22 protein-coding genes and 2 pseudogenes are annotated in these 24894 nt (G+C 67.3%); 7 read left to right on the top strand and 17 right to left on the bottom strand.

Translation table 11 applies throughout. The annotated features are described in order from the left end of the window. Positions 1-2: 2 nt before the first annotated feature. Entirely contained in the window at positions 3-1433 is a 1431-nt protein-coding gene (locus KY499_RS15070) for a gamma-aminobutyraldehyde dehydrogenase (protein ID WP_219885744.1), read from the bottom strand. Between the two features lie 182 nt (positions 1434-1615). Here KY499_RS15070 and KY499_RS15065 point away from each other — a divergent pair. The 3 genes and pseudogenes from KY499_RS15065 to KY499_RS15055 all read left to right on the top strand — a co-directional run bounded on the left by KY499_RS15065 (position 1616) and on the right by KY499_RS15055 (position 5205). After that, a pseudogene (locus KY499_RS15065) lies at positions 1616-3059 on the top strand (PucR family transcriptional regulator). Between the two features lie 209 nt (positions 3060-3268). Beyond that, positions 3269-4528, top strand: coding sequence for an MFS transporter (locus KY499_RS15060; protein WP_123256990.1), 1260 nt, complete (start codon positions 3269-3271; stop codon positions 4526-4528). Beyond that, positions 4525-5205 carry a FadR/GntR family transcriptional regulator gene (locus tag KY499_RS15055; RefSeq protein WP_123256989.1) on the top strand — a complete coding sequence of 227 codons (681 nt, stop codon included), beginning with the start codon at positions 4525-4527 and terminating at the stop codon, positions 5203-5205. Before KY499_RS15060 ends, KY499_RS15055 begins: the two co-directional genes overlap by 4 nt. 82 nt (positions 5206-5287) lie before the next feature. Here KY499_RS15055 and KY499_RS15050 read toward each other — a convergent pair whose 3' ends face one another. Further along, entirely contained in the window at positions 5288-5824 is a 537-nt protein-coding gene (locus KY499_RS15050) for a hypothetical protein (protein WP_123256988.1), read from the bottom strand. A gap of 182 nt (positions 5825-6006) precedes the next feature. On the opposite strand from KY499_RS15050, the gene KY499_RS15045 reads away from it, so the two are divergent. After that, positions 6007-6297: a hypothetical protein gene (locus KY499_RS15045; protein ID WP_219885743.1), complete on the top strand. Its 291-nt coding sequence runs from the start codon at positions 6007-6009 to the stop codon at positions 6295-6297. A gap of 20 nt (positions 6298-6317) precedes the next feature. Continuing rightward, the gene (locus KY499_RS15040; RefSeq protein WP_219885742.1) at positions 6318-7145 is read left to right on the top strand and encodes a DUF1206 domain-containing protein; all 828 of its coding nucleotides are present in this window, start codon (positions 6318-6320) and stop codon (positions 7143-7145) included. Between the two features lie 18 nt (positions 7146-7163). On the opposite strand, the gene KY499_RS15035 is transcribed toward KY499_RS15040, so the two are convergent. The 13 genes and pseudogenes from KY499_RS15035 to KY499_RS14975 form a co-directional block, all read right to left on the bottom strand. Then, positions 7164-8153: a DNA topoisomerase IB gene (locus KY499_RS15035; protein ID WP_219885741.1), complete on the bottom strand. Its 990-nt coding sequence runs from the start codon at positions 8151-8153 to the stop codon at positions 7164-7166. A gap of 167 nt (positions 8154-8320) precedes the next feature. Next, positions 8321-9787, bottom strand: a complete 1467-nt coding sequence (locus KY499_RS15030; RefSeq protein ID WP_123256985.1) for an FAD-dependent oxidoreductase — start codon at positions 9785-9787, stop codon at positions 8321-8323. Between the two features lie 59 nt (positions 9788-9846). Further along, positions 9847-11130, bottom strand: coding sequence for a uroporphyrinogen-III C-methyltransferase (gene cobA, locus KY499_RS15025; protein WP_219885740.1), 1284 nt, complete (start codon positions 11128-11130; stop codon positions 9847-9849). 100 nt (positions 11131-11230) lie between these two features. Further along, positions 11231-11527 carry a putative quinol monooxygenase gene (locus KY499_RS15020; RefSeq protein WP_219885739.1) on the bottom strand — a complete coding sequence of 99 codons (297 nt, stop codon included), beginning with the start codon at positions 11525-11527 and terminating at the stop codon, positions 11231-11233. Positions 11528-11644: 117 nt separating this feature from the next. Next, positions 11645-11968 (bottom strand): pyridoxal-phosphate dependent enzyme, encoded by a 324-nt coding sequence (locus tag KY499_RS15015; protein ID WP_375141098.1) that lies wholly within the window; start codon positions 11966-11968, stop codon positions 11645-11647. Positions 11969-12086: 118 nt separating this feature from the next. Beyond that, the gene (locus tag KY499_RS15010) at positions 12087-13046 is read right to left on the bottom strand and encodes an ABC transporter permease (protein WP_219885737.1); all 960 of its coding nucleotides are present in this window, start codon (positions 13044-13046) and stop codon (positions 12087-12089) included. Next, entirely contained in the window at positions 13036-13761 is a 726-nt protein-coding gene (locus KY499_RS15005) for an ABC transporter ATP-binding protein (protein WP_219885736.1), read from the bottom strand. The genes KY499_RS15010 and KY499_RS15005 overlap by 11 nt, the downstream gene beginning before the upstream one ends. Positions 13762-13845: 84 nt before the next feature. After that, positions 13846-15003, bottom strand: coding sequence for an ABC transporter substrate-binding protein (locus tag KY499_RS15000; protein ID WP_219885735.1), 1158 nt, complete (start codon positions 15001-15003; stop codon positions 13846-13848). Positions 15004-15181: 178 nt separating this feature from the next. Further along, positions 15182-16654 carry a sulfate adenylyltransferase subunit 1 gene (locus KY499_RS14995; RefSeq protein ID WP_258190816.1) on the bottom strand — a complete coding sequence of 491 codons (1473 nt, stop codon included), beginning with the start codon at positions 16652-16654 and terminating at the stop codon, positions 15182-15184. Continuing rightward, complete coding sequence (gene cysD / locus KY499_RS14990) at positions 16654-17676, bottom strand: sulfate adenylyltransferase subunit CysD (protein WP_258190815.1); 1023 nt, start codon at positions 17674-17676, stop codon at positions 16654-16656. The genes KY499_RS14995 and cysD overlap by 1 nt, the downstream gene beginning before the upstream one ends. Beyond that, on the bottom strand, positions 17673-18407 hold the full coding sequence (locus tag KY499_RS14985; RefSeq protein WP_219885734.1) for a phosphoadenylyl-sulfate reductase: 735 nt from the start codon (positions 18405-18407) through the stop codon (positions 17673-17675). The genes cysD and KY499_RS14985 overlap by 4 nt, the downstream gene beginning before the upstream one ends. Next, a pseudogene (locus KY499_RS14980) lies at positions 18404-20153 on the bottom strand (nitrite/sulfite reductase). Before KY499_RS14980 ends, KY499_RS14985 begins: the two are co-directional and overlap by 4 nt. A gap of 154 nt (positions 20154-20307) precedes the next feature. Beyond that, complete coding sequence (locus KY499_RS14975; RefSeq protein ID WP_219885733.1) at positions 20308-21018, bottom strand: sirohydrochlorin chelatase; 711 nt, start codon at positions 21016-21018, stop codon at positions 20308-20310. Positions 21019-21079: 61 nt separating this feature from the next. Between KY499_RS14975 and KY499_RS14970 the strand changes: the two genes are divergently transcribed. Together KY499_RS14970 and KY499_RS14965 are read left to right on the top strand one after the other, a co-directional pair. Further along, a complete protein-coding gene (locus KY499_RS14970; RefSeq protein WP_123256976.1) occupies positions 21080-21751 on the top strand; it encodes a trimeric intracellular cation channel family protein in 672 nt (223 codons plus the stop codon). Between the two features lie 13 nt (positions 21752-21764). Further along, complete coding sequence (locus KY499_RS14965; RefSeq protein ID WP_123256975.1) at positions 21765-22193, top strand: hypothetical protein; 429 nt, start codon at positions 21765-21767, stop codon at positions 22191-22193. 235 nt (positions 22194-22428) lie between these two features. Here the strand turns inward: KY499_RS14965 and KY499_RS14960 are convergent, their stop codons facing one another. Both KY499_RS14960 and KY499_RS14955 read right to left on the bottom strand, forming a co-directional pair. Then, entirely contained in the window at positions 22429-23529 is a 1101-nt protein-coding gene (locus KY499_RS14960) for a polyprenyl synthetase family protein (RefSeq protein ID WP_123256974.1), read from the bottom strand. Beyond that, positions 23526-24893: a geranylgeranyl reductase family protein gene (locus KY499_RS14955; protein WP_123256973.1), complete on the bottom strand. Its 1368-nt coding sequence runs from the start codon at positions 24891-24893 to the stop codon at positions 23526-23528. The genes KY499_RS14960 and KY499_RS14955 overlap by 4 nt, the downstream gene beginning before the upstream one ends. Between the last annotated feature and the right edge of the window lies 1 nt (position 24894).

Genomic DNA, 24894 nt, shown 5'->3' with positions numbered 1-24894 from the left:
CGTTACGCGTCCAGCGCACTCATGACGTGCTTGATGCGGGTGTAGTCTTCGACGCCGTACATGGACAGGTCCTTGCCGTAGCCGGACTGCTTGAAGCCACCGTGCGGCATTTCAGCGGTGAGCAGGATGTGAGTATTGATCCAGACAGCACCGAAATCCAGGTCGCGGCTGAGCCGCATCGCGACGCCGTGGTTGGTGGTCCAGACGCTTGAGGCGAGGGCGTAGTCGACGTCGTTGGCCAGTTCCACGGCCTCTTCCTCCGTGCTGAACTTCTGCACCGTGATAACCGGGCCAAAGGTTTCCTTCTGGACGATGTCATCGCTCTGCCTGGCGCCGGTGATGATGGTCGGTTCGAAGAAGAAACCCTTGTCCCCAACACGGTGTCCGCCTGTTTCAATCCGGCAGTTGGCCGGCAGGGATTCGACCACGGCGCTGACGGCGTTGAAGTGGTTGACGTTGTTCAACGGGCCGAAGTAGTTGTCTTCATCGTTCTGCGAGCCGGTGTGCAGGGTCTTGGTGTGCTCCACCATGGCCGCCACGACGTCGTCGTGCACCGAGTCCTGGACCAGCACCCGGGTGATGGCGGTGCAGTCCTGGCCGGCGTTGAAGAAGGCGAATTCGGCGATGGCGGCGGCGCTCTTTTTGAGGTCGGCGTCGGCGAAGACAATGGCAGGAGCCTTGCCGCCGAGTTCGAGGTGCGCGCGCTTGAGGCCCTTGGCCGCGCCTGAGGCCACGGCGATGCCGGCCCGGACCGAGCCGGTGATGGAGACGATGCCGGGGACGGGGTGCTCCACCATCATGGCGCCTGTTTCGCCGGTGCCCAGCAGCACGTTCAGCACGCCGGCCGGGAAGATTTCCCCGGCGAGGCGGGCCAGGACCAGGGTCGATTCCGGGGTGGTGTCCGAAGGTTTGAGGACAACGGTGTTGCCTGCGGCGAGTGCGGGGCCGATCTTCCAGATGGCCATCAGGAACGGGTAGTTCCACGGCGCGACCTGGGCGACTACACCGATCGGTTCACGCCGGACGAAGGAGGTGTGGCCTTCGAAGTATTCCCCGGCGGACTTCCCTTCCAGGATGCGGGCGGCACCGGCAAAGAAGCGCAACTGGTCGGCGCCTGCGGCGACTTCCTCGGCGGCAATCAGGGACCGGACCTGGCCGGTGTTGCGGTGCTGGGCTTCCACGATCTCGTCGCTGTTGGCCTCGACAGCGTCGGCGAGCTTAAGCAGCATCAGCTGGCGCTGCCCCGGCGTCGCGTGCTTCCAGGTCTTGAACGCGTCCTGCGCGGCAGTCATGGCGGCGTCGACGTCGGCCTGCCCCGAGATCGGCGACGTTGCCACCACGTCGCCGGTGGAGGGATTAACGATATCCAGCGTTCCGGTGCCGGCCGGGGTGACGAATTCGCCGTTGATGAAGTTCTGCAAGGTCTGAACCACGATGTGCAACCTCTTTCATACTGGTTTCGTGCCTGGGGCCGCGGGATACTAAGGGCGCAGGCGGACGGGACGTGTCACTGGTCACGAGCCTATGCCAGCAGGGCATGCCAGGGAATAGGCAGCTGCACACCGCACGCCGGTCTCTTTAGTGCGGATGTCCAGCACCCGGCTATCCTTGGTCCATGGCCATTTCGCTTGCCGCATTACTGGGTGTCCCGTCCCTCAAACTCACCAAAGCTGGACTGGCCGAGACCACCTGGCACCAGGACATCATGTGGGTTGCCGTGACCGAGCAGGAGGACCCGCAGCGCTTCCTCAGCGGCGGCGAGCTCGTGCTGACCACCGGGGTCCGGCTCAAATCCGCTGCGGAACAGCGCCGCTTCGTCCGGCAGGTCCAACGGACAGGAGCCGTCGGGATCGGCTTCGGGATCGCGTTGTCCCACGACGCCGTACCGCCGGCCCTTATCGCCGAAGCCAACCGCTGGGGATTACCCGTAGTGGAGGTTCCCTACGAGACCCCGTTCATCGCCATCGGCAAGCTCGTGGCCGAAGCCCAGGCCGCCGACCACGTCGCAAAGCTCGAACGCCTCATTGCCGGGCACCAGGTCCTGGCCCGTGCCTTGTTGACCGGCGGCGGACTGGCTGAGCTCCTGAAGCATCTGGGCGCCATGCTGCGCACCGAGATCAGCCTGACCCAGTTCACGGCGGAACTCTATAGCAGCCGGCCCGGCAGCCCGGCGCCGACCGCCGACGCGTGGACGTCCTATCCCGTTCCGACCGGCCGCCGCGACGCGTGCACGCTGTGGGTGAAGCAGCCGTTCGAGGACACCGGAATCGTGGGCTACGCCCAGAACCTCATCAGCGTCGAACTGAACAACATGGTCAAACAACGCCAGGCCGAACGCGCCTTGGCCGGGCAGGTCTTCGAAGACGTGATCCACGGGACGCTGGAAGCCAGTGAAGCGACCCGGCGGCTTGCGGGTGTCGGCATCAACAGCACACGCAAGAACGTGGTCCTGCTGGCCGAGTCCGCGGCCCACTTCAAGCAAGTGTGCAGCGCCTCGCTGCCGCCGGCCTTGGACAAGGCGGTGAGTGCCGTCGTCGGCAAGGACCTGATCGCCGTAATTCCCGACGACGGCAGCCGCGCCGCGGCCCTCGCGCGCGGCCTCAGCGACCACTTCGCGGAATCCGGGATCCATGCCACGATCGGCATTGGCGGGGGCCTACACAAAACCGAACGGCCTGCGCTGGAGTTACTTCGAAGCGCGCGACGCGGCACGCCACGGCCTGCCGGTCAATGAGCCCGAAAGGTTGAGCCTGACGTCGCTGCTGCTGGCGAGCGAAGATGTTCCGCTGGTGGATATGGCGAACGAGTCCCTTAACCCGCTCCGCGCCTTCGACGACGCCCACGGTTCCGAGCTCCTGGCGACGCTGGCGAGCTACCTGAACAACAACGGTTCGGTGGCCGCGGTCGCGGAGGAACTTACGCTGCACCGGAACACTGTCCGCTACCGGCTGGCGCAGATCACCGAGCTCACCGGCTACGACCCGGCCCAGACGCAGGACCGGGTCCAGCTCTGGCTCGCGCTGGCCGTGCAGCGCCTCGGGGCCCGCGGCTCCCGCTGAGATCCCCTCCGCAAAGCACTACCCAAACGCCCCACCGCAAAGCACCACCCCAGACCAGCCACCACCATCCTCACAGTCACTTCCGGCCCATCATCCTGCCTGGAACGGTCGGGAAGTGACCAAGCGTCGTGGTTTGGCTGGTTGTGGTTGGGATGCGAGATACGTCACCAAACCCTTGCGGGTAAACATCAAACGTCTAACCTTTAGGGATGGCTACCAGCACGGCATCATCTGCCCCTCCCGCACCGGCGTCCGTTTCCGGACGGCCGCGACCCCGCGGCGTCGCCGTGGCCGGGGTGGTGGCGATTGTGCTGATCGGACTTAACCTGCGCGCCGGGATCACCGGGGCCGCGGCCCTCCTCCACGACCTCCAGCAGGTCCTGGGGTACGGTCCGCTGGTCGCCGCCATCATTCCATCCATTCCCACGCTGTGCTTTGCAGTGGCCGGCGCGGCCACGTCCTGGCTCACGCGGCGCCTCGGACTGGAAAAAGCCATTCTGCTCTCGCTGATGCTGCTCGCGGCCGGACTCCTGCTCCGGGGCATCCCTTCGACCGGAATGCTGCTCGCGGGTACTGTACTGGGCATGTCCGGGCTGGCGGTCTGCAATGTGGCCATGCCGTCCTTCATCCGCGTGCATTTCGCCGACAAGACTTCCCTGATGACGTCCCTTTATACGGTGACCATGACCACGGGGGCCACGATGACCGCCGTGCTGATCGTGCCCGTGGCCCGGGAATTGGGCTCGCCGTCCGCCGGGGTGGGTGCGATCGGTCTGCTCGCCCTGTCCGCCTGCCTTGGCTTCCTGCCGATCGCCGTACACGCCCACCGCAACGCGCCCGCGGTCAAGGCCGGCCGGATCCCCGCCTGGCCCCTGCTGCGGACCCGCGCCGGGGCGCTCATCACGCTCGGCTTCACGGTGCAGGCCCTGCTGGCCTACTCGATCCTCAGCTGGTATCCCTTTATGCTGACCACCAGGGGCCTCTCCGCCACTGAGGGCGGCCTGATGTTTGGCCTCATGCAGCTCGTCTCGGTCCCGGCCGGTATGGTGCTGATCGCCATCGGGTCACGCCCGCGGATGCTGCGCCCGGCGTTCTACCTGGCCACAGTGACCATGGCGCTCGGAGTCCTCTCGCTGCTGGTCCTCCCGCTGGACTGGACACCGCTGACCGCAGTGCTGCTCGGCTTCGGCCTCGGCATCTTCCCGCTCGTCATGGTGATGATCAGCCGCAGCGGCCGCACGACGGCGGAAACCACCGCACTGTCCACCGTGGCCCAGTCGGCGGGCTACCTGCTGGCGACGGCGGGCCCGTTCGGGATGGGGCTGCTGCACAGCGCCACAGGGTCATGGACGCTGCCGCTGGCCCTGCTGCTCGCCGTCGCCGTGGCGCAGGTTGCCGTCGGCCATCTGCTCACCGCCCGCCCCCCGGCCACGCCGGCAACGGCTCCCGCCGAACGGATCGAACGATGACGCTCAGCAGCTCCCACCGCCCGCCCCTGGCCGTGGAGGTGACCGCCAAACTGCGGGAACTGATCCACTCCGGCGAATGGCCGCTGCAGCAACGGATCCCCGCCGAACCGGAACTGATGACCGCTCTGGGCGTTTCACGCGGAACCCTCCGCGAGGCGGTGAAGGCGCTCGCGCACAGCGGCATGCTGGAGGTCCGCCGCGGGGACGGCACCTACGTCCGGGCCATCAGTGAAATCTCTGGCGTTGCCCGCCGCCTGTACCGGGACCACACCGAAGAGCATATTCTCGAGGTGCGCGTTGGGTTGGACACCCAGGCGGCCCGGCTGGCGGCCCGCCACGCCACGGCCGCGGACGTTGCCGCGCTCCATGGATTCATCGCCGCCCGCCGCGACGCCTGGCTGGCCGGGGACTACACCGCGTGGGCCCAAGCCGACTGGGACTTCCATGCACGGGTGGCGGAGGCTTCGTGCAATCCGCTGCTGCATGAACTGTACGAAAGTTTCGGCGGCGTTTTCATCCAGGATCTTCTCCGCCAGCGGCGCCGCGGCCGCTTCGACGGGCTGCAGCAGGCCGGTCACGGCGAGCTCGCGGACGCCATCGAGGCACACGACGAGGCCGCCGCCGTCGAGAGCGTCAACCGGAACCTGAACTCCTGCGCCGAGTGGCTTAGGGGCTAGCGAACACCGAAGGCCCCCGACCCGGAACTCTCGTTCCCGGCCGGAGGCCTTCCTGTGAAGCTACGCAGACTCGTTAGGCGAACTAGCGCGCCAGGCCCGTCAGAACATTCTTGGGCCGCTGCATTTCACCGTGCTTGGCACCGAGGACGATCACTACGCCGGAGAGCGCCGGGATGGCCCACTGCAGCAGCTTCAACTGCTGCTGCGCGGACTTCAGCTCCTCTGAGGCGCCGGCCCTGGGCTCGGTGGCGCCTTCTGCGCCCTCATCTGAGAGCTTCTCCACCTTGGCGCCCTGCAGTCCCGCGTACAGGGAGACGGCGGCGCCGGCAAGGGTCACGATCGATTTTGCGACCGTCAGCCGGGTCACGCCGTCCTGCTTGGCCATCCGGCCCTTGTTTTCGGCAATGACGGCCAGCCCGGAGAGGAAGTGCAGTCCAAACGCTGCCGTCTGGACAGGGGCCCATTTCTTCCAGCCCAGGCTGGACAGCCGGGTGCGCTCGGCCGGGGCCTTGGCCTCCGCGGTCGCACCGTTTAGCCCAATGGCGCCCATCAGCGAACCGCCGAACCAGGCGCCAGCCGTCAAGTCGTGAATCGATCGGGCAATAAGATTTCCTGACATCGTGAGTGTCCTATCGTCTGTAGTCGAAGCCTGAACCGGGACGGCCCAAGGTGGAGTTCCCGCCACGGTGGACGGATCCACACACGGACCGTTACAGGGCTATGGTAAGCACACTTAGCAAAAGGTTGATAGTCGGGCCGCACCGTGGCTGACCCGAGGGACGTCCGCGTAGGATCGTCGGCATGGAAGAAACTGGAGAACTCTTCGGCTGGGCCTTTGGCGATCCCGCAAGCTCGGATGAGCCCGGCTACCTGGATAAATTGCGGGCCTCGGCCCTGGAAAACGCCAGGCAGGACGCCGCGTCGCGGGGCTTCGGCGTGGAAGCCGGAACCGAAACGTACGCCGTCCTGGACCAGGGTGAGGCCCTGATCAACGACTCCGCCGCCCCCGGCGGTCTGATCGTGCGCTGCACTGTGACACTGGTGGGTGACGGCGCCGGGGCGATCAACGCCGAAGGCCCCATGAACGGCTGAGCGGGCGGAGCACGGCCACGATGCCGGGGGACGACGCGACCATCGACGAGGCAGTCGACGCTGCCGAGGCGGCGTCGAACAGCACAGTGCTCGCCGTCGTCGCGCGTTCAGGGTTTGCGGTGATGGCGGTGCTCCACATCGTCATCGGCGCCATTGCGATCGCCGTGGCCTTTGGCTCCCCCGGCGAAGCGGAGCCAAGTGGTGCAATCGCGCAGCTTGCGGCCAATGCGTGGGGTCCGGTGCTGATGTGGGCCGGGTTTATCGGCTGCGCAGGATTGGCCCTGTGGCAACTGAGCGAAGCAACCCTGCGGGCCCGTCACCTGCCCCGCGGCGAACGGCTGGGCAAGCTTGTCTCGTCCGGCTTCCTGAGTATTGCCTACGGCAGCGTCGGGCTGAGTTTCGCCGCATTCGCGCTGGGGCAGGGCGGGGATTCGGGTGATTCCACCCGCGACTTCAGCCGGGCCCTGGTGCAGAGCCCGCTCGGCCTGCCGGTCCTTTTTGGCCTCGGCGGAACCATCATCGGAATCGGCGTGTATTTCATCGTCAAGGGGCTGGGGAAGAAGTTCAAAGAGGAGCTGCACCGTTTTGAGGGCACCCACCGGGGCAAGCTCGTCAGCGCGCTGGGCGTCGCCGGCCATGCGGCCAAGGGCGTAGCGCTGATCCTGACGGGCCTCCTGTTCGTCGTGGCTGCTGTGACCAACGATCCCGGCTCGTCAACGGGCCTGGACGGAAGCCTCAAGGCCCTCCTCCAGCAGCCCTACGGAGTAATCCTGCTGCTGGCCATCGGCGCGGGGTTCATCGCTTACGGTCTCTTCGCCCTCGTCCGTGCCCGGTTCGGGCGGATGTAACCGGCCTTCCGGGGCGATTCACTGAAACGGGACGACGTCCCCGTCGCGGTACAGCAGCGCCCGGACCTCGGCTTCGGCGGAGCCCAGACGCTTCGGATCAATCGTTTCGCCCGCGGCGAAGTGGTCCAGGAGCCGGGGGTCCACATAGCTCTTGCGGGCGATCGACGGCGTATTGCCCAGCACGGCCGCAGCATCCTGCATGGCCCGGCTGATGGCCGACTTCCGCGCCGAGACTTTCGGCTGCGGACCGTCCTGCGCCAGGCGGACCGCCGCCGCCACCGTGCCCCGGAGTGTCCGGAAATCCTTGGCCGTGAAGTCCGCGCCCGTGCGCTCTTTGACGTAGTCGTTGATGTCGGAACTGACCACCGGGCGCCAGTTCCGGCCTTCCTTGTAGGCGAGGAGCCGGGCGTTTCCGCCGCGGCGCTTGAGTTGGCGAACGACGGCGGCGAGGTCGGCGTCGGAGATCCGCGAGTCCCAGGTTTTGCCGCTCTTGGCGGGGAAGCTGAGCAGCAGGTCATCTTTACGCACGGCAACGTGCGCGCAGAGCAGGGTGGAGAGGCCATGGCTGCCGTTTTCGTTGGTGTACCGTTCGGATCCGACCCGCAGGGATCCGCTGTCCAGCATCCGGAACGCCGCGGCGAGGATGCGTTCCCGGGACAATCCGTCGGAGCGGAGGTCGAGCGTGACGAGGCGCCGCGCCGTGGGCAGCGTCTCGGCGAGCTGCATTGACCGGTCAAACTTGAGCCGGTCCTTCCGCTCGCGCCAGGCGGGGTGGTAGATGTACTGGCGCCGGCCGACGGCGTCGACCCCGGTCGCCTGGATGTGCCCGTTGTCGAAGGGGGCGATCCAGACGTCCGTCCAGGCCGGCGGGATCCCGAGGCTTTCCAGCCGGTCCCGCACGGTGCCTGCGGGCAGGGTGGATCCGTCCAGGTCTTTGTAGCTGAACCCCGTGCCGGCCGGAAGCCGGCGGTAGCCCCGCCCCGAGGCGTTGCTGCGCCGCAGCCTCACGGCCGGGCCCCCGCCCGTCGGGCAGGAACCTGGCTGGCTGGCGGCAATCCTCGCGCACTCATAACGCTAAGCATACTGATCAACCACGCAATGCGGGGTCATTTCTCGCCCATGATTCCCTCCGGAATGGGCGAGACCTGACCCCGCGTTGGTGTGCGACGGTGGAATTAGACCTGCGCGGCCACACCGCCGCGGGAAATGGTGACCATGTCCTCGCGCGGAACCACCTTGATGCGTTCGCGGACAACCTCGACGCCATGCGAATTCCCGGCGGCCGTGGCCTCGGCGCCGAGCGCCAGTTCGTGGGCGTCCAGTGCCAGCCAGCCTTCCCAGCTCGTGTACTGCACGCCGCGGCTTTCCAGCAGTTCGACGACGGCGCCGGCCTCGGGTACCGCGGCGGCCGGAAGGTTTTCGCGGTCTTCGAGCAGGTACGTCACGGTTTCGAGGGCGTCGCCCTTGGTGTGGCCGATCAGGCCGACCGGGCCGCGCTTGATCCAGCCGGTCGCGTAGACGCCGGGCACGTGGGTGCCGGCGGCGTCCAGGACGCGGCCGCCGTCGTTCGGGACAACACCCTTCCGGTGATCGAATTCTACTTCGGGCAGGGCGGAGCCGAAGTAGCCGATGGAACGGTAGACGGCCTGGACGGGGTAGTCCACGATCTCGCCGGTGCCGCGGGCATTGCCGGTGCCATCCAGCTCGGTCCGCTCAAACTTGATGCCGGCGACGCGGCCGGGGGCCTCGGCGTCGTCGTAGACCTCGACGGGGCTGTGCAGGAAGTGCAGGTGCAGGCGGCGGGAGGCCGTGAGTTCGGTGAGGTCCTCGGGCTGCTCGGCAATCCAGTTGGTGAGGGTGCCGACCATGGTCTTGATCTGGTTGTTGCTCTGGATCTGGCGGTCCGACTCGGCGTCGAACTCGAAGTCCTCGGCGTAGAGGATGATGTCCACGTCCTTGGAGTGGGAGAGTTCGCGCAGCTCGAGCGGGGTGAACTTCACCTGGGCCGGGCCGCGGCGTCCGAAGACGTGCACATCCGTCACGGGCGAGTCCTTCAGCGCACGGTAGACGTTGTCCGGGATTTCCGAGACGAGGAGGTCATCGGCGTGCTTGGAGAGCATCCGGGCCACGTCCAGGGCCACGTTCCCGTTGCCGATCACGGCGATCTCCTTGGCCTCCAGCGGCCAGTCGCGGGACACATCCGGGTGCCCGTCATACCAGGAGACGAAGTCCGCGCCGCCGAAGGACCCGTCGAGTTCGATGCCCGGAATGTTCAGGTCCGCGTCCTTGATCGCGCCGGTAGCGAAGATCACGGCGTCGTAGTGGGTCTTCAGGTCCTCAATGGAGAGGTCCGTGCCGTAGTCGACGTTGCCAAAGAACCGGATGTCGCCGCGGTCCAGGACCTTGTGCAGCGCGTTGACGATGCCCTTGATGCGGGGGTGGTCCGGTGCCACGCCGTAGCGGATCAGGCCGTAGGGCGCCGGGTAGCGGTCGAAGAGATCGATGCTGACCGTGAGCTCGCCGCTTTTCACGGCCTCGCTTTTGGTCAGGATGTCCGCTGCGTAGACGCCGGCGGGGCCGGAGCCGACGACGGCGACGCGCAACGGGCGGGCGGCGGTTCCTACAGGGGTGTTTGTTGACACGGCTGTGTTCCTTTGGTTCTTCGGGCTGTTCGGTTGGACTACGGGTCTGGCTGGTGAAACTACGGCGCCAAAGCGGGCCTCTGGGCCCGGCGTGGAGCGTTCGGCGACGTCGTGCTGTAGTCCGCGGTCTTGAAGTGCGACGGCGCGAACGGGCTGACACGGACCACGTCACCGATCACAATCACGGCGGGGTTTGCGACGCCGGCATCCTCCGCCTGGTCCGCGATGGTCCCAAGGGTTCCGATGGTTACCCGCTGATTCGGCAGATACCCATTCTCTACGATGCCAACAGGCGTCCCGGCTGGCAAACCGGCGCGGGCCAGCGAGGCGGCAGACTCCCGGAGTTGGCCCACACCCATGAGCAGAATCACAGTGTGGTCGGCCCGGGCGGGGACCTCGGAGAGCTCCTCGTGGCCGGTGACGACGCTGAAGCCCTTCGCCAGCCCCCGGTGCGTGACCGGGATACCCGCTGCGGCGGGGACGGAGATTGCTGAGGTCACGCCGGGAACGACTTCGACCTCGACGCCGTGTTGCCGGCAATATTCGGCCTCCTCGCCGCCGCGTCCCAGGACGTACGGGTCTCCGCCCTTGAGCCGGACCACGCGGTGGCCGGACTGCGCTTCCGCGACCAGGATCCGGTTGATCTCGGCCTGCGGCACCGGGTGGTGGCCGGGGGTCTTGCCGACTTCGATCACGCGGACGTCGGGGGCGAGTTCGTTGAGCAAGTCGCGCGGGCCGAGCCGGTCCGCGACGACGACGTCTGCCTGGCCCAAGAGCCGCCGGCCGCGGACCGTGATCAGTCCGGAGTCGCCCGGGCCACCGCCGATGAGGGCCACCGGCCCTGGGGTGTTGCCGCTTGCGGGACGGTGCCGGCGCAGCGGCAGATCACCAGTCTCCAGGGCGGTCGCGACGGCGTCACGCAACGCCATGGCACGGCGGGGGTCTCCCCCGGCGTTCACGGCGATCTTGACGTCGTCGACCACTGCCACGGCCGGGGTCCAGGCGGCGGAGGATTCGTGGTCCGAGGCGTTGACGCACCAGATGCGCTCCGCTTCGGCGTCGGCGGCGACTCGGGCGTCCACGGTTGAATCGCCGGTGGCCGTCTGGACGAACCAGACGCCGTCGACGTCGGAACTGCGGTACGGCCGCGGCTCCCAGTCCAGGAGCCCGGCAGTCGCAAGGTCACTCAGCTGCGGAGAGGCGTCGGGCGCGACGACGGTAACGCGGGCGCCGGCGTCGAGCAGCCCTTTGGCGCGGCGTGCGGCGACCGGGCCGCCGCCAACGACCAGCACGGGCCGGCCGAGCAGGCGCAGCGCCGTGGGGTAAATGTCCTGAATTGCCATAAACCGACGATAGGGCCGGGCCACGGGGCGGGACAATGGCGCGGAAACACCCGTTCACGCAAGGTAACGCCGCGTCACACTGGGCCCGGTCCGGAGCCTGCTACTTCACGGCAATGAGCTCGATCAGCTTGATATCGGGCTGCCCGGCCAGCAATGCCGGGCCGTGCTCGGCGAGCGCGGCGGGAATAGCACCCTGCAGGTGCGCCTGGCGCGCCTCCTCGCTCGCAAACGTGTCGAAGATGCCGAACGTGGTGGCGCTGGCACGAAAGGCATACCAGGTCTGCGTTCCTGGTTCATCCGCGACGATCGCGCGGCCGTTGTTGAGGAAATCCCAGACGTCCTGTTCTTTCCCGGCTTGGGCCTCGACAATCGCCAAAACGCCAAATTTTGGTGCCACAACTGCCTCCTCGGTTCCTTGCTGATGCGGGTTCTTGCGGATGCGGGCGGCACGGACGCTGCCCGGGGGTAGCCAGAGTTTAGGAGCGCCCGCAGCGCCGGGACAAGATGCAATCGACTACCGGTACAGATCGGTGCTGAGGTACCGCAGCCCGGAGTCAACGATGACGGCGACCACGGACGAACCTGGTCCGAGCCGTTCCGCCACCCGCAGCGCGGCCGCGACGTCGGCCCCGGTGGAGGTGCCGGCGAAGATCCCGGTTTCCCGGGCGAGCCTGCGGCCCATGATCATGGCGTCCGCGCTGGTGACCTGTTCAATCGCATCGATCTGGTCCGGTTCCCACAGCGGAGGAATGAACCCGATCCCGATACCCTCGACCCGGTGGGATCCGCTGGGATCCGCTGGGACCGCCGGAGAGGACGGCGGCCTCGGCCGGTTCAACGGCGATGGCCTGAAGGTGCGGGTTCGCACACCCTCGTGCCGACCCTGTCGGCACGAGGGTGAACAGTTCGACCAGGGGCGTGGATCCAATCCCCGCGTTGCTGTGGGGTTGGGTTGGTTAGCGGGTGCTGCCGGCGAGCAGGCCGCGGCGCTGCAGCAGGCGCTTCTCCACCGGCGCGAAGACGAGCAGTTCGATCAGGATCCCAACAGCCAGGATGAGTAGAATCGCGGACATCACCACGGTCATGTCCGCGAGGTCCCGGCCCTGGTCGAGCATGGACCCCAGCCCGAAGCCGATCGTGCCGCCGGCGGCAATGATTTCGGCGGCCATCAACGACCGCCAGGAGAACGCCCAGCCCTGCTTGAGCCCGCCCAGATACCCGGGCAGGGCCGCCGGCAGAATGATCTGCAGGGCCAGTTGCAGCCGTGACGCGCCCAGCACGGTGCCCACCCGGCGATACTGCGGCGGGATCTGGTCGACCCCCGAAATGAGCCCGTTGATGATCGACGGGATGGCGCCCATCAGCACCACGAAGTACACCGTGGCGTCCGTGAGCCCAAACCATATGATGGCGGCAGGCACCCAGGCCACGGACGGAAGCACCTGCAGCCCGGAAATCAGCGGACCGAACGCACGCCGCAACGGGGCCACCTGGGCGAGCAGGAGTCCTACCGGCGTCGCGATGGCAACGCTGATCAGGAACCCGACAATGCCGCGCTGCAGCGAGGTCCACACGGCTCCCTGCAAGGACCCCTCAGCCCACAGGGTACCGACCTGTCCCAGAACGTCGAGCGGGCCCGGCACCTGGTCGCGGCGTTTGAGTCCGAGCGACACGTAAAACTGCCACGCCAGGATCAGGACCACCAGTGCGGCGACTGGGAGCAGGATCCGGCTCCAGTCGATCCGGGCGGCGCGGGGGGCGTCGGACTGCAGCGAGTCCAGCCCCGATTCGAGCTCGCGCAGGTCTTCTGTGCCCGTGGAGGACCTGGTTAGGGCGGCAGTAACGTGCCGGGAGGCAGCGGGGCCGCCGGTGTCCGGTCCGGTGGCCTTTTCAAGGGAGGTCGGGTTACTTGGCATGGCGGCGAATCTCCTCTCGCAGCCGGGCGGTGATGACCCCGGTCAGCGCTCCGGCAAGTCCGGCGTCAGTTCGGTGTTCTTCGGACACGCTCCACTCCTGCACCACACGGCCGGGGCGGGAGGACAGCAGGAGAACGCGCTGTCCCAGGCGGACGGCTTCGCGGACGTTGTGGGTCACGAACACGATGGTGCGCCCGGTTTCTTTCCAGATGCGTTCCAGCTCGTCGTGCAACAGGTCGCGGGTGATGGCATCGAGTGCGGCGAACGGCTCATCCATCAGCAGCAGCTGCCGGTCCTGCGCGAGCGCGCGGGCCAGGGACACCCGCTGGCGCATACCGCCGGAGAGCTCATGCGGGCGCTTGTCCCCGGCCCCGGCCAGATGCACCAGCTCCAGGAGTTCACGGGCTTTGGTCCGGCGGTCGGATTTGCCGACGCCGCGCAGCTTCAGTGCCAGCTCGATGTTTTCCATGGCGGTCAGCCAGGGGAACAGGGCGGCGTCCTGGAACATAAACGCGGCGCCGTCACTGGGCACTTCCAGGGCGCCCGACGTCGGGAGTTCCAGTCCCGCGATGATGTTCAGCAGGGTGGACTTGCCGCAGCCGGAGGCACCGAGCAGGGCAACGAATTCGCCCGGCGCAATGTTGGCGTTGACGTCGTCCAGCACCGGGGCGTCGTTTCCGAAGCGTTTGCCCAGGTTTTCCAGTACGACTGGCATGGTCTTGTCCTTACGTTGGTGGCGCGTCGGGTGGTGGAAGTACACCGTGGTGCATGTCAGGCCGGGAGCGCGCGCGGCGCCGGGTCAGTCGAGGCCGAGCCCGGCCGCGGAGGCGTGCCGGCCGGTGATCGAGTTCAGGACTGTCAGGTCGAGGATGCCGGTGAGGTCTGCGGGTTTGGTGGTGCCGGCGTCGACGCCGTCCTGCAGCAGTTTCCGGTAGGTTCCGGCGAGTGGGTCGACGGTGAACACAATGTTCCGCAGGGCCCGGTCGATGACGTCCGGCTTTAGTTCGGCCCCGGCAGTTTCCTTGAGCGCGGCGTTGAGGACGGCCGCCTTCTCCGCCGCAGGCGCGTTGTTGAGCCAGTCGACGGATTCCGTATGGGCTCTCAGCAGCGCCTTCACCGTGGCGGGGTGTTCGGCCGCGAAGGTCTTGTTGACGATCAGGACGGTGGTGGGGAATTCTCCCGGTTTACCTGTGAGGGATCCGTCCCACAGGTCTCTCTCATCGACGAGGACGGTGGCGCCGGCCTGGAGCACGAGCCGGGACGCCCACGGTTCCGGCAGCCAGGCGCCGTCGAGTTTTCCGTCCTGGAACAGCTTCAGGGTTTGGGCGTTGTCCGTGGGGTTGATGGCGACGTCGCCGCTGCCGTCCGGGGACGCCCGGTGGCCCTCTTTCTGCAGCCAGGCCCGCAGCGCAACGTCCTGGGTGCCGCCCAGCTGGGGCGTGGAGAGGGTCTTGCCGCGCAGGTCGGCGGCGGATGTGATGCCGGGTTTGACGACCAACTGCGCACCTCCGGCCGCGGCGCCGGCGATGATGCGGATCGATTCGCCCTTGCTTTGCACAAAGGAGTTGATGGCCGGGTTGGGGCCGATGTAGGCGGCGTCGAGCGCTCCGGCGTTGAGGGCCTCGATGGCAGCGGGGCCGGCGGTGAAGACCTGGGTGCTGAGCTTCGTTCCGTTGAGGTCCTTCGCGATGATGCCCTGGCTGACGCCGACCAGCGCCGGGCCGTGCGTGATATTGCCGAAGTAGCCGAGCCGAAGCTCCGCTGCGGGGGCCTGATCCGGTTCTGCCGCCGCGGCAGTGTTTCCGGAGTCGCGGGATACGCCGGCCGCCACGGTGGCTCCGGCGCTGATCAGCAACACGAGACCCGCGGTCAGGGCAATCTCAATACCGCGCCTGCGTTTCGGCTTGCCGCTTTCGCCGGCGACAATCCGGGTCATGCCGGGCTGGGGATTAGTCATTTATTCACCATAGGGAGTGTCATAAACGCGGTTCAATGGCCCGGAAACCCGGGGTCACGCGGGTTCATGGAGCGTCACATTCACCACGGGTCAACAGGTCCGGACGCGGCTTAGGCCCGCACCCACCGTGTGAAAAGCGGATGCGGGCCGTGCCCGCGGGCCCATTCCGGGCGGCGGCTCAGATCGAGTAGCGCTCGTCCTCGTGGTCGCCGGGGTGGTCCCTGACCAGGCCCGCGGCGAGGGTGTTGCCATCCAGCGGGTCGATGACCAGGAAAGCACCGGTGCGGCGGTGGTGCAGGTAGTTCTCCAGCGGCAGCGGAGCCGCAAGCCGCAACTGGGCATGGCCGATGTCGTTCAGGCCCAGCGTTGTGGTGGCTTCGAGCTGGAAGCTGGCGAGATCGAGCTTTCCCGACACGGTGCGGACCAGGGCCTGGACCGTGCGGGTGCCGTGCTTGACGAGCACTTTGGCGCCCTCGCGCAACGGCTTGGGCGAAAGCCAGCACAGTGCAGCGTAGAGGTCGGCCGAGGCCTCGGTAATGGTCCCGGCCGCGGCGATTGTGTCGCCCCGGGCGACGTCGAACTCGTCCCCGAGGCGCAGCGCCACGGATTGCGGGGCCACCGCTTCGGTGAGCTCGCGGCCGGCGAAATCGATGCCGGTCACCGTGGTGGTGCGCGGGTCCTGTCCGGGTGTGAGCACTGTGACAGCGTCGCCGAGCTTTACTGAGCCTTCCGTGATCTGCCCGGCGTAGGCCCGGTAGTCCCGGTACGCTTCCGGGTCGAGACCGCCCGCGACGGCGTCGGGGGCCAGTGCGCCCTGCGGCCGGACAACGAGCTGGACGGGGAACCGGAAGCTTTCGAGGTGGCTTTCGAGTTCGTCCGCGGCGGGCAGGGTTTCGAGGACCTCGAGCAGCGCCGGGCCCCCGTACCAGGGGGTGCGGTCCGAGCGGTCGACCACGTTATCGCCGTCGAGCGCGGACACCGGGATGACCAGCAGGTCAGTACTGCCGCCCGCCTGTGAATCATCAGTTCCGAGGCCGAGTTCGCGGCCGACCTTCTGGACGTCGGCTTCGATTTCCCGGAACGCGGCTTCGCTGAAGTCGACGAGGTCGATTTTGTTCACGGCCACGATCACGTGCGCCACGCGCAGCAGCTGCAGCACGGACAGGTGCCGGCGGGTCTGCTCCAGGACACCCTTGCGGGCGTCGATGAGCACGACGACGGCGTCCGCGGTGGACGCGCCGGTCACCGTGTTCTTGGTGTACTGCACGTGGCCGGGGCAGTCCGCGAGGATGAAGCTGCGGCGGTCCGTGGCGAAGTAGCGGTACGCGACGTCGATCGTGATGCCCTGTTCCCGCTCGGCACGCAGGCCGTCGGTGAGCAGCGCCAGGTCGATCGCCTGTGTGCCGGTGGCACCCGCCCCGCCGAAGCCGCGGTCCGCCGAGGTGCGGGCGACGGCGTCGAGCTGGTCAGCGAGGATCGCCTTGGAATCGTGCAGCAGGCGCCCCACCAGGGTGGACTTGCCGTCGTCGACCGAACCGGCGGTCGCGAAGCGGAACAGTGTCGTGGACAAAATTGGAGACAAAACCGGTGATGCCAGCGGGGCCTCGTCAAGGAGGACGGCGGCGCGGGCAAGGTCAGTGTCGGTGCTCATTAGAAATAGCCGTCCTTCTTGCGGTCTTCCATGGCGGCCTCGGAGATCCGGTCATCGGCCCGGGTGGCGCCACGTTCGGTGATGGTGGACGCGGCAACTTCGATCACAACGTCGCGCACGGTGGCGGCGGCCGATTCCACGGCGCCGGTGCAGGACATGTCCCCCACAGTCCGGTAGCGGACGGTCTTGGTGATGACTTGCTCATCCGCACGCGGCTGGGAGACTTCGCCCACTGCCCGCCACATGCCGTCTCGGGCGAAAACCTCGCGGTCATGCGCGTAGTACAGGCCGGGGAGCTCGATGCCTTCGCGCTCGATGTAGCGCCAGATATCCAATTCGGTCCAGTTGCTGATCGGGAAGGCCCTCACGTGCTGGCCCACGGTGTGGCGGCCGTTGTAGAGGTTCCACAGTTCGGGGCGCTGGTTGCGCGGGTCCCACTGGCCAAATTCGTCGCGCAGGCTCAGGATGCGTTCCTTGGCGCGGGCCTTGTCCTCGTCGCGGCGGCCGCCGCCGAACACGGCGTCGAACTTGTTGGACTGGATCGCGTCCAGCAGCGGGATGGTCTGCAGCGGGTTGCGGGTGCCGTCGGCGCGTTCGGCCAGTTCGCCGCGGTCAATGAACTCCTGCACAGAGCCGACGACGAGCTTGAGGCCCAGCCGCTCGACCGTGCGGTCGCGGAAGTCGATGACCTCGGGGAAGTTGTGGCCGGTGTCAACATGCAGCACCGGAAAGGGCACCTTGCCGGGCCAGAACGCCTTCGTGGCCAGGTGCAGCATCACCACGGAATCCTTGCCGCCGGAGAACAGCAGCGCAGGCTTCTCGAACTCGGCGACGACCTCGCGGATGATGTGAATGGCCTCGGACTCAAGAGTGTCCAGCGAGGAGAGTCTTGACGCTGATTCTCCACGCGGCTTAGACACACTCGCTCGTTCCTCGCTCGCGCGATGCGCCGCTTTCGGAGAATCAGCGTCAAGATCCAGCACGGCCAGCTCCAGGTCCTCGTTGGTGATTTGGGTGCTCATACGTGTAGTCCGCATTCTGTCTTGTCGGTTCCTGCCCAGCGTCCGGCGCGGGGGTCATCGCCGGGCGCCACCTTGCGGGTGCAGGGCTGGCAGCCAATGGACGGGTAGCCCTGTGAAAGCAGCGGGTTGACGGGAAGGAGGTTGTCGTCGGAGTACTGGACCAGCTGGTCGTAGCTCCAGGCCGCCACCGGGTTGACCTTGACCAGGCCGTTGGTCTCGTCCCAGGTGATCAGCGGGGTGTTGGTGCGGGTCGGGGCCTCGTCGCGGCGGACGCCGGTGAACCAGAGTTCGTAGCCGGCGAGGGTCCGGCGCAGCGGGGCGACCTTGCGGAGCGCGCAGCACTGGGCGGCATCGCGGGCGAAGAGATCCTTGCCCAGGAGCCGGTCCTGCTGCTCCACGGTGTTCTCCGGCAGCACGTCGACGACGTTGACGCGGAGATTCGCGGCGACCTCATCCCGGGTCGTATAGGTTTCCGGGAAGTGGTAGCCGGTTTCCAGGAACAGGACGTCGACGCCGGGCAGCTGGTCCGCGACCAGCGCCGGGAGGACGGCGTCGGCCATGGAGCACGCGACGGCGACGGCCGGGAGCTCGAAGTGGCGGACCACCCAGGCGATGACCTCCCGGGCCGGGGCGTCCCAGCCAAGCTCGGCGGCCCCGGCACCGGCGAGGGCCTTGAGCTCGTCGTCGGACCGCAGGGCCGGGGCGTTAGTGGCAGCTACGGGCACGCTCATTGCAGATCACCCTCGTCGGCCGCGAAGGCCCACTCGGCGAAGGTCTGGCCTTCGGTGTGGTCGGCAACGAACTTCCGGACCACGCGCTCGACATAGTCGGGCAGGTCCGCGACGTAGACCTTGAGGCCGCGGACGGTACGTCCGAGGCCGGCCTCTTCGCGGCTGGAGGACGCCAGCCCGCCGCCGAGGTGGACCTGGAAACCCGGGGTGGGGTCGCCGTCGGGCGTGGGAAGCATCATGCCTTTCAGTCCGATGTCCGCGGTCTGGATCCGGGCGCAGGAGTTGGGGCAGCCGTTGATGTGCAGGGACAGCGCCTGCGGGAGCTGCTTGGACTCGACAAGGTCGGCGAGGCGGCGTTCCAGCTCGGCGACCGCGGTGGCCGCCGTGACCTTCGTTTCGACGATGGCGAGCTTGCAGTACTCGATGCCGGTGCACGCAATGGTGCCGCGGCGGAACACGGACGGCCGGGCCGACAGGCCCAGGGCGTCAAGCTCGGCGACCAGCGCTTCCACCTCGTCTTTGGGCACGTCCAGGACCACGAGCTTCTGATGCGGGGTGGTCCGCAGCCGCTGTGAGCCGCGGGCCTCCAGAGTGCTGGCGAGCTTCACGAGCTGACTGCCGGAGAGCCTGCCGGCCAGCGGGGTGGCACCGATGAAGAACTTGCCGTCCTTCTGTTCGTGCACGCCGATGTGGTCGCCCGGAGTGGAGGGCTTGGGTGCGGCCGGGCCGTCGTCGAGTTTGTAGCCGAGGTATTCGTCCTCAAGGATCTGGCGGAATTTCACCGGACCCCAGTCGGCCAGCAGGAACTTCAGGCGGGCTTTGGTCCGCATGCGCCGGTAGCCGTAGTCGCGGAAGATGCTGGTGACCCCGAGCCAGACGTCGGCGGCCTGGTCCGGCCGGACGAAGGCGCCGAGGCGCTTGCCCAGCATGGGATTGGTGGAGAGCGCTCCGCCTACCCACAGGTCATAGCCGATGCCGAGTTCGGGATGGACCAGGCCGACGAGGGCGACGTCGTTGATCTCGTGGACCACGTCCTGGCTGGGGTGGCCCGTGATGGCGGTCTTGAACTTACGCGGCAGGTTGGCCAGCTCCGGATCGCCGATGAACCGCGCGGCGAGTTCATGGATCAGCGGCGTCGGATCAATGATCTCGTCCTTGGCGATGCCGGCCACCGGGGAGCCGAGGATGACGCGGGGAACGTCGCCGCAGGCCTCCGTAGTGGACAGGCCCCACCGACTCGAGGCGGCGCCAGATCTCCGGGACGTCCTCGACCCGGATCCAGTGCAGCTGAATGTTCTGCCGGTCAGTGAGGTCGGCCGAGTCGCGGGCGAAGTCCACGGAGATCTGGCCGATAACGCGCAGCTGTTCGGTGCTGAGGGCGCCGCCGTCGATCCGGACGCGCAGCATAAAGTACTTGTCCTCAAGCTCGTGCGGCTCGAGCGTGGCGGTCTTGCCGCCGTCGATCCCGGGCTTGCGCTGGGTGTACAGGCCCCACCAGCGGAAGCGGCCATGCAGATCCGTTCCGTCGATCGAGTCGAAACCGTGCTTGGCGTAGACCGATTCGATACGCCCACGGACATTCAGCCCATTGTCTTCCTGTTTCCAGGTCTCGTTGGCATTCAGCGGGGTGGTGCCGTCCACTTTCCACTGCCCGTGCGGCTTCGCGGCGGGTCGGGAAGAGGGGCGCTTGGGGCGGCCTGCGGCGGCCTGGTCCACGGACGCTCCGGCTAGAGCTGTATCAGTCATGCATCGACTGTAGGGCGGGCCGGAATTCCGTGACAAAGGCTTGGAAACGGGAGGTCACCTAGGGAAATACTTCGTCACGAACCGCCGGAAACCCTTGAATCGGTGTGGCTGCTGTGCATGGTTCCGGCCGTTCAGGCTGGCAGCCCGACAGCGTTCAGATGCCCGCCGCCAGGGCTGCGTCGAAGCGCTCCAGCGCGATCTCGGCGAGCACCGGGGAAGGCAGCAACGGCGCCGTGACGAGGTCCGCGCCGGCTTCGGCCAGCTGGTCGTGGAAGAAGCCGGGCGCGAGGAGATAGGAAGCGATCACAACCCGCCCTTGTGGCCCTGCGGCCACCAAAGCGCCCTCTTCGCGCACAGCGTGCACGGCGTCCGGCACCGAAGGCTTGGCCGAAGCGCCGTACGCGGCGATGATCCGGTTGGGCCGCAGTGCCCGCAGCTGGTTTGCAAGCTCCTCCACGTTTTGCGCGGCGGTGGGGTCGGAGGAGCCGGCCGCGGCGAGGATCACGGTGTCGCTATCGATGACACCGGCTTCCCGCAGGCGCTGGTCCAGCAGGGCAGCCAGGCGCGGGTCCGGTCCCAGCGGCGCGGCCGCCACCGTGTCCGGCCGGCTCTTGACCGCCCGGGCGATGTCCACTTTGACGTGGTAGCCGACGCTCAGCAGCAACGGCACAACGACGGCGGTCTCCCCCGCCGGCAGCCCGGCCACCACGGCCGGCAGCTCCGGCTCCTGCACGTCGACGTAGGCCTCGCGGACGTCGAGTCCGGGCCGCAGGGCGGCGATGCCGTCACGGAGCGCGTTGACCTCCGCGGCGCCAAGGCGACTGGACGTGCCGTGGGCACAGGCGATCAGGATGGGGCTATTCATACGGCCTAGCGTAACGTTGGAGCCGCCCTATCCGCCCCTTTGATTCTGACCGGGACCCCCCTTGACCTTCTCCTTTAACGTTGTCCTGGTCTGGCTGGAGCTGGCCGGTGTCTTCTTCTTCGCCGTCTCAGGATCGCTGCTTGCGGCACGGAAACAATTCGACATGATCGGCTCCCTTTTGCTGGCCTCTCTGGTCAGCCTGGGCGGCGGTGTCATCCGGGACATCATCATCAACGCCGGCCCGCCCGCGGCCTTCACCAACCCGGCCTATCTCGCGCCGCCGCTCCTGGCCACGGTGCTCGTGTACTTCCTGTTCAACGGCGTCCAGCGGTTCACGTCGCTCCTGACCTTGTTCGACGCCGGCGGTCTGGCCCTGTTCTGCATCAGCGGAACCCTGACGGCACTTGCCGCCGGGATGCACCCCTTCGCTGCTGTCCTGTTGGGGGTCACGACGGCCGTCGGTGGCGGGCTGCTGCGGGACATCACGGCGAACGAGGTGCCCCAGTTATTCAACAGCAATGATCTCTACGCCCTCCCCGCGTTCCTGGGGTCTGCACTGACCGTCGTCCTGTCCCTCGTTCACAGTTTCAACGTGGTCTCCGCCGGCGCCGTCGCGGTGCTGGTTTTCGTCTTCCGGGTCACGGCCTGGCGGCGTCAATGGCGTATTCCGCTGGCCGTCCGCGGCTGGCACCGTCTCGGTCTGGATGGTGCGGATAGCGGCAGCCGGGATTAGTTAGGATAAGAGCATGACTGACATGTTCCTCGAGAAATTCCGTGCGCTTGTTCCGAAGTATCTCGAAGACGAATGGCAGGATGAAGACGGACTCCAGACGGACGAGCTGGAGTCCGCGCTTGCTGACCACCAGTTCCAGGTGCCGCTGGTCCTGAAAGAGTTCTACCTGGCCGTCGGCGGCTGCGAGGACCTGATGGAGGCCTACCACTACTTCTGGGACCCCGAAGAGCTTGAAGTCGATGACGAAGGCTTCCTGATGTTCCTCGAGGACGAGGAAGAACAATTCACCTGGGGTTTCCGCGTTGGCGACCTTGGCGTCCCCGATCCCATCGTGTACCGCCGCAACAACGTCCGCGGCCAGTGGAAGAGCGAAGAAGGAACCTTCTCGGAGTTTGTCTTCGACATGTTCGAGTGGGCTTTCAACGACGACGACGAGGACTGAGCACGGTCCCTGCCCGAGTCCCGGACAAGCCCTACCGAGCCTGCGCCGAGGACGTCGTGGACACGTTGGACAAGCAGGCATCCCCGCCATACACTCATCACTAAGTCCACTGACTATCTCCGCCAGGCAGGTCATGCGCAAGCATGGTCCAACGGAGAAACGGCCCCGTTTCGGCACTCAGGTTTATCCCTCCTGACCGCCGAACCGGGGCCGTCCCAGTTGGATTCGGGGACTCCTAGCTGCTGCGGTCCACCACGGCCCGCGCGAAGCTGGTCAGCGAGTCTTTCACAACCCCTTCGGGCAGCGGCGCCAGCGCGGCGATCGCTTCATCGGCCCAGGCGCGGGCAACCACCCACGACGCTGCGGTCACGGGGTGCGCCCGCAGGCCGGCGACGGCGGCTGTGAGTGCGTCGTCCGAGCTGAGATCGCCGTCGATCAGCTCCAGGAGGTCGACGGCGGACTGGTCACCATCACGGGCCGCGTTGCGCAGCAGCAGCACCGGCAGGGTCGGTACTCCTTCGCGCAGGTCTGTGCCCGGTGATTTGCCGGACTTGACCTTGATGCCGGTGACGTCGATGACGTCGTCGGCGAGCTGGAAGGCCACCCCTACCTTCTCGCCATACTCGACGAGGAGGGCCTCGTAGGAGTCATCGGCGCCGGAGAAGATCGCGCCGAGCTGACCGGACGCCGCCACAAGTGAGCCGGTCTTATCGGCGATGACGGAGAGGTAATGCTCCACAGGGTCCTCGTCGGGGCGGGGTCCCACAGTTTCGTGCAGCTGGCCCAGGCACAGCCGCTCGAAGGTGCGGGCCTGGATGCCAAGCGCGCGCCCGCCAAGTTCCGAGACGAGGATGGAGGCACGGGCGAAGATCAGGTCGCCGGTGAGGACAGCCACAGAGTTGCCCCAGACCTCGTGCGCCGTGGGCGCGCCGCGGCGGAACGGCGCGGAGTCCATCACGTCGTCGTGGTACAGCGTGGCGAGGTGGGTCAGTTCCACCACAACGGCGGCCTGCACCACGGCGGGCAGTGAAGCGTCGCCGAGGTGGGCGCAGAGCAGCGTCAGGAGGGGCCGGATGCGTTTTCCGCCGGCTTCGACAAGGTGGCGTGACGTGGCATCAGCCAGCGGGTCAGAGTTCGCGATGGCCTCGCGCAGCTTCTTCTCAACGCGGGCCAGGTTGGTGGTGATTGCCGGGCCAAGATCGGCGTCGCCGGCGATCGCGGCGAAGCCTGCGGGCAACTGCAGGCCCGTGGCGATGGCGCTGGTATTGAGGCTGGGCTCAGCGCCCGGCAGGCCGTGTCCGGCGTGCGTCCAGCTTTGGTCTGCGGGGTTGGTCACGGTTTTACCCTAACTCTTGTCGCGGAAACCGCGGGGTTGGTGCTCGAGGGCGACGAACTGTCCGCCTTGGACAGGGCCTGGTTGGATGTGGCCGGAACCAGCATTTCGAGGACACGGATGACACGGTCCTCGAAGCCCTTGGCCGCCGGATCGGTGAGATTGGCCAGCAGCCGCACCACGAACCGCATGAGCACGGGGATGGGCATGCCCGTCCGGAGGGCGAGCTTCATCACGGCGGGTTTGCCGATCAGCGCCGCGAACGCCCGGCCCAGGGTGAAGTGTGATCCCCACTGACCGCGCACATGGTCCGCGTAGCGGGCGAAGTGCGCGTCGGCCGCGCCCGGGGAGGCCGCCCAGGCGCCAGCGCGCTGCCGGGCGTCTCCGTCGATGACGAACTCGGCCGCGAACCGGGCGGACTCCATCGCGTAGGAGATGCCCTCGCCATTAAACGGGGAGACCATGCCGCCGGCGTCACCGAGCAGCATCAGCCCGGGCGAATAGTGCGGAGTCCGATTGAAGCCCATCGGCAGCGCGGCGCCGCGGATCTCTCCCACCTGGTTGTCCGGCGTGAATCCCCACTCGGAAGGCATCCCGGCGGTCCATTCACGGAGCACCTGTTTGTAGTCCAGCTTGCCGAATTCCTTGGAGGAGTTCAGGATGCCTAGGCCCACGTTGGAGGTGCCGTCGCCAACGCCGAACACCCAGCCATAGCCGGGCAGCAGCTTGCCGTCGCGGCCGGGGAGCTCCAGCCAGCCTTCCATCCAGTCGTCGTCGTGGCGGGGGCTCGTGAAGTAGGTGCGGACGGCCACGCCCAGCGGACGGTCGTCCCGTTTGTGCAGGCCGAGCGAGACGGCGGTGCGGGTGGAATTGCCGTCCGCGGCGAGGACGATGTCGGCGCTGAAGTCACGCGTCTGCCCCGTCTTGCGGCCGGCTTCGTCCAGCAGCGCGGCCCGGACCCCGGTAACACGGCCGTCCTCGGAGCGCAGCGCTTCGGTAACGCTGTGGCGTTCGAGCACGACGGCCCCCGCGGACTGGGCGTGCCGGGCCAGTTCCTCGTCGAAGCCAATGCGGGTCCGGATCAGACCGTACTGCGGGAAGTCGGAAACCTCGGGCCAGGGAAGTTCGACCGTGCGGCCGCCCGCGATCAGGCGCAGGCCCTTGTTCCGTCGCCAGCCGTCGGCTTCGGGATGCGGGAGGCCGAGTTTCTGGATTTCGCGGACCGCGCGCGGGGTCAGGCCGTCGCCGCAGACTTTTTCGCGCGGGAAGGAGGTCTTCTCCAGCACCGTGACGCTGATACCGGCCTGGGCAAGATAGTAGGCAGCTGTGGACCCGGCCGGGCCCGCTCCAACAATCAGTACTTTCACG

The organism is Arthrobacter sp. PAMC25284 (assembly GCF_019443425.1).
GTDB classification, from domain to species: domain Bacteria; phylum Actinomycetota; class Actinomycetes; order Actinomycetales; family Micrococcaceae; genus Arthrobacter; species Arthrobacter oryzae_A.
The sequence above is the reverse complement of the archived record's forward strand: the minus strand, read 5'-3'. Positions and strand labels throughout refer to the sequence as shown.

What these genes read in the sequence shown, in the direction of transcription:
- KY499_RS15060 (WP_123256990.1), top strand. Translation starts at nt 3,269, where the DNA reads ATGGCTACCAGCACGGCATCATCTGCCCCTCCCGCACCGGCGTCCGTT.
- KY499_RS15055 (WP_123256989.1), top strand. Translation starts at nt 4,525, where the DNA reads ATGACGCTCAGCAGCTCCCACCGCCCGCCCCTGGCCGTGGAGGTGACC.
- KY499_RS15050 (WP_123256988.1), bottom strand. Translation starts at nt 5,824, where the DNA reads ATGTCAGGAAATCTTATTGCCCGATCGATTCACGACTTGACGGCTGGC.
- KY499_RS15045 (WP_219885743.1), top strand. Translation starts at nt 6,007, where the DNA reads ATGGAAGAAACTGGAGAACTCTTCGGCTGGGCCTTTGGCGATCCCGCA.
- KY499_RS15040 (WP_219885742.1), top strand. Translation starts at nt 6,318, where the DNA reads ATGCCGGGGGACGACGCGACCATCGACGAGGCAGTCGACGCTGCCGAG.
- cobA (WP_219885740.1), bottom strand. Translation starts at nt 11,130, where the DNA reads ATGGCAATTCAGGACATTTACCCCACGGCGCTGCGCCTGCTCGGCCGG.
- KY499_RS15010 (WP_219885737.1), bottom strand. Translation starts at nt 13,046, where the DNA reads ATGCCAAGTAACCCGACCTCCCTTGAAAAGGCCACCGGACCGGACACC.
- KY499_RS15005 (WP_219885736.1), bottom strand. Translation starts at nt 13,761, where the DNA reads ATGCCAGTCGTACTGGAAAACCTGGGCAAACGCTTCGGAAACGACGCC.
- KY499_RS15000 (WP_219885735.1), bottom strand. Translation starts at nt 15,003, where the DNA reads ATGACTAATCCCCAGCCCGGCATGACCCGGATTGTCGCCGGCGAAAGC.
- KY499_RS14995 (WP_258190816.1), bottom strand. Translation starts at nt 16,654, where the DNA reads ATGAGCACCGACACTGACCTTGCCCGCGCCGCCGTCCTCCTTGACGAG.
- cysD (WP_258190815.1), bottom strand. Translation starts at nt 17,676, where the DNA reads ATGAGCACCCAAATCACCAACGAGGACCTGGAGCTGGCCGTGCTGGAT.
- KY499_RS14985 (WP_219885734.1), bottom strand. Translation starts at nt 18,407, where the DNA reads ATGAGCGTGCCCGTAGCTGCCACTAACGCCCCGGCCCTGCGGTCCGAC.
- KY499_RS14975 (WP_219885733.1), bottom strand. Translation starts at nt 21,018, where the DNA reads ATGAATAGCCCCATCCTGATCGCCTGTGCCCACGGCACGTCCAGTCGC.
- KY499_RS14965 (WP_123256975.1), top strand. Translation starts at nt 21,765, where the DNA reads ATGACTGACATGTTCCTCGAGAAATTCCGTGCGCTTGTTCCGAAGTAT.